General features: G+C 28.0%; 3 protein-coding genes. All 3 read left to right on the forward strand.

Annotated elements, in window-relative coordinates:
• Positions 1-97 precede the first annotated feature (97 nt).
• Genes LQK79_RS20630 through LQK79_RS20640 form a run of 3 tightly spaced genes read left to right on the forward strand, consistent with a single transcriptional unit; the run spans position 98 to position 3,750 of the window.
• Complete coding sequence (locus tag LQK79_RS20630; RefSeq protein ID WP_231017763.1) at positions 98-2,146, forward strand: BglG family transcription antiterminator; 2,049 nt, start codon at positions 98-100, stop codon at positions 2,144-2,146.
• Between the two features lies 1 nt (position 2,147).
• Positions 2,148-2,591 (forward strand): PTS sugar transporter subunit IIA, encoded by a 444-nt coding sequence (locus LQK79_RS20635; protein ID WP_053240851.1) that lies wholly within the window; start codon positions 2,148-2,150, stop codon positions 2,589-2,591.
• Between the two features lies 1 nt (position 2,592).
• Positions 2,593-3,750 carry a mannitol-1-phosphate 5-dehydrogenase gene (locus tag LQK79_RS20640; RefSeq protein WP_231017765.1) on the forward strand — a complete coding sequence of 386 codons (1,158 nt, stop codon included), beginning with the start codon at positions 2,593-2,595 and terminating at the stop codon, positions 3,748-3,750.
• The last annotated feature ends 83 nt before the right edge of the window (positions 3,751-3,833 follow it).

The following is a 3,833-nucleotide window of genomic DNA, read 5'->3' on the forward strand; positions in this document are numbered from 1 at the left end:
TACCATCAATAAAGCACCAGCAAAAGCTGGTGCTAATAATTAAAACTTTTTGGGACATTTTCAAAAATGCTTGACATTAAAAAAATAGGTGATTCGTATGAATAACTTAACCCCTAGACAGCAATTTACATTAAACAGATTATTAGATGAAGATAGACTTGAATTACAGGATATTGAAAAGCAGTTTAATGTAAGTGAAAGAACAGTTTTTAGAGAAATTAATTCTATAAATAAGTTTTTAAGAAAATATAGTTTGAGTGTTTATTATGATAAAAATATGGAGCTAAGTATATCTGGAAATAAAGAAAATATTAAAGAATTAAAGACTGTACTTAGCTCGGTGCCCATACAGTGGTTACTTAGTAGAGAGCAGAGGCAAATAATAATTGCCTCTGAGCTCCTAATTAGTAAGGAAGCTGTAAAAGCATCTTATTATAGTAGTAAATTTAATGTAGTGCTGGGAAGTATTAGCTTTGATTTAGAGGAAATTGCAAAATGGGCAATTTCTAAAGATTTATGTTTAGTTAGGAATAGAAGTGTTGGTATTAGTATCCAGGGATCGGAATGGAATAAAAGAAATGCCCTAGTGGATTTAATTTTCAAATATAAACCTTATGAAGAATTACTAGCATTTTTGTATGATGAGCAGGTTGATAAAAGCATAGAAGTGCTCTTCAATATGATTTTTGGCAAAGACATAACTTCTATAGGTAAAGGTATATTAAGAAAAATAGATTTGTCACAGTATAATTTGAATGATATAAAATACTTTACATTATTTATTCAAATATTAACAGCAATAAAGAAAGCGGGGAATAAAAGAGAGATTAGTATACCGGAAAAAATAAAAAAAGATATTGTAGAGCTAGATGAGTACAAAAAAATTATAAATTTAAATAACATTTTAAAAGAAAATAATATAAATTTAACCGAAGATGACCTTATATATATATGGTTCAATTTAACGGATTATAAGTTTTTAATTAATAAAAATCAAGATTTGCTTGATATAGATTATAAAATAATATCAAAGGAAGTTATTAAGGAAGTATCTCAAAAGATAAATATAAATTTGGAAGAAGATGCACAATTAGTAGGTGATCTAGCTAAGCATTTTATGCAAACTTTTAATATGCTAAATCTAGGATTAAAGATTGTAAATCCTCTTATTGACGAGATAAAAAATCATTATTTAGAGCTTTTTAATGTTGTAAATAATGTTTCTAAGTTAGTATTTTCTAGATATAATTTTAGGCTTCCTAAAGAAGAAGTTGGATATATAACGCTTCATATAGATGTAGCGCTGCAGAGGAAACAGACATTGTTAAAAAAGTTAAATATATTAATTGTATGTCCTTCAGGCATTGGCTCAGCAAAAATCTTAAGTGATAAAATAAAGTTTATATTTCCTGATGTTAATGATATATTTATCGAAACTTTACGTGATATAGATAAGTATATAAATAATGATAAATATGATTTGATTTTGTCTACCGTGCCAATTAAGTTAGAGCATACTGTTAAAAAGGTAATTGTAGTCTCCACCTTTATTACTAAGGAGGATATAGAAAAAATTAATAAGTTTATTTTAAATTTAAAGATTGATAATAAAGAAATAAATGCAAATAAGATTTCAGATATAAAATCAAATATAATAACAAATTATGAATATGAAACATCAGATGATATAATAAAAAATTTGCAAGTAAAGACTACAAAAGCAGGTACAATTGAAGATTTAGTTGATTTTATAGTAGAGGACATAAAAAAACTTGGCCTCATAAAAAATAAGGAAATATTAAAGCAGGCCATTTTAAAAAGGGAGGAAAAGGTAAATGTAGTAATACATGGAATAAATGTGGCTCTCTTGCATACTAGAAATGAAGAATTAGCAATACCTTTTGTAGGAGTCTATCGTATAGAAACCCCAATAATCACTACAAGTGTAGGATTTTCAAAAGAAGAAGTAAATACTTTTCTTGTAATGATTGCTAGAAGTGAGGAAAGCAACTATATGCTCAAATTTTTAGGCAAAATAAGCATTGCGTTAATTGAAGATGAAAAATTTGTAGAAGATTTAAAAGTATGTAGTTTAGCAAATATAAGAAAACATTTAATAGATATAGTTAACCGTGAGGAGGAATAAAATGACTAGTAAGGAAATTTTAACAACACAAAATATTCAATTAAAGGTGGCTTCTGAATCAAAGAAAGAAGCTATAGAAAGAGTAGGAAAACTACTAGTAGCAGGAGGATATGTAAAAGAAAATTATATAGAGGGTATGAAAGCTAGGGAAGAAGAAGTTACAACCTATATTGGAAATGGCGTGGCTATACCTCATGGAATGAATGAATATAAGAAAGAAATTATGGAATCAGGAATTGTCATTGCCCAGTATCCTGAAGGTGTTGATTTTGGTGAAGGAAATATCGCATATGTTGTTGTAGGTATAGCTGGCAAAGGTGAAGAACATATGGAGATATTATCTAAAATAGCTTTAACAGTTCAATACGAAGAAAATGTTCAAAGACTTAGGAATGCAACAAAACCAGAAGAAATTATATCAATTATAGATGAAGGAGAGATGTAAAATGAAAGCAGTTCATTTTGGAGCAGGTAATATAGGCAGAGGTTTTATTGGATATTTATTATCAAAATCAGGCTATGAAATTACTTTTGTTGATATATCAGACTTCTTGGTTGAAAACATAAACAACTATGGTGAATACAAAGTTACAACTTTGTGCGATGAGAAGAGTGAAGAGAAAGTTTATAATGTAAAAGCTGTTCACTTAAATGATACAGCAAAATTAGAGAAGGTTATTAGAGAAGCAGATTTAATTACTACTTCTATTGGTGCAAATAATTTGAAAAGCACAGGTAAACTTTTATATAAGCTTTTAGCTAAAAGATTTAAAAATGGTAATGATAAATTGGTAGATATAATAGCATGTGAGAATGCACTTTTTGCTACTAATATTTTAAAAGAATCAATAATTGAAGAAGCGGATGAAGATTTTAAAATTGATTTAAACGAATATGTTGGTTTTCCTAATAGCACAGTGGATAGAATTGTCCCAAATGTAAAGATGAAAAAGGAAGTACCAATAGATGTAGCTGTAGAAGACTTCTATGAATGGGATATTGAAAAAAATAAAGTGAAAATAAATAAAGATATACAAGGCGCTGCTTACGTTGACAACTTGGAACCGTACCTTGAAAGAAAATTATTTTTGCTTAATGGAGCTCATGCGGCAGTTGCATATATAGGATATATCAAGGGATATAAATATATACATGAAGCTATAAAGGATGAGTATATAAGAAATATTGCTGTAGGATTTCATAAGGAAGCTGTACAGGCTTTGAGTAAAAAGCATGGATTGCATATAGATGATTTAAATGATTATTCTAAAAAGTTAATAAAGAGGTTTGAAAACTTCTATCTTTATGACGAACTTACTAGAGTAGGAAGAGATCCTATGAGAAAATTATCTTCAAAAGATAGATTAATGTCACCACTTAAACTTTGTTATGAACTTGGAATTGAATGTAATAATATTTTATGTGGAGTAGCGGCTGGGTTATTATTTGAATATAGTGAAGATGAAAATGCTGTAAAAATACAAGAAAGCATATTGTTAAAAGGTATTACTAAAACAATTTCTAATGTAACTGGACTTGAAGAAAGTGATCCTTTAGTTAATATGATTGAAAAGAAATACGAGGAACTATCAAAATTAAAATAGGTTGTTTATCTATATAGATAAACAAGCTGAAATATTAAAATTAAAAAGATGAATTTTTCTAGTATTTTCTACTTAAACTATAG

This window comes from Clostridium guangxiense, from assembly GCF_021043395.1.
In the GTDB taxonomy this organism is placed as follows: Bacteria; Bacillota; Clostridia; order Clostridiales; family Clostridiaceae; genus Clostridium_S; species Clostridium_S guangxiense.

Bases quoted from the DNA above. Each gene is read 5' to 3' on its own strand.
- LQK79_RS20640 (WP_231017765.1), top strand. From the start codon at position 2,593: ATGAAAGCAGTTCATTTTGGAGCAGGTAATATAGGCAGAGGTTTTATT.
- LQK79_RS20630 (WP_231017763.1), top strand. From the start codon at position 98: ATGAATAACTTAACCCCTAGACAGCAATTTACATTAAACAGATTATTA.
- LQK79_RS20635 (WP_053240851.1), top strand. From the start codon at position 2,148: ATGACTAGTAAGGAAATTTTAACAACACAAAATATTCAATTAAAGGTG.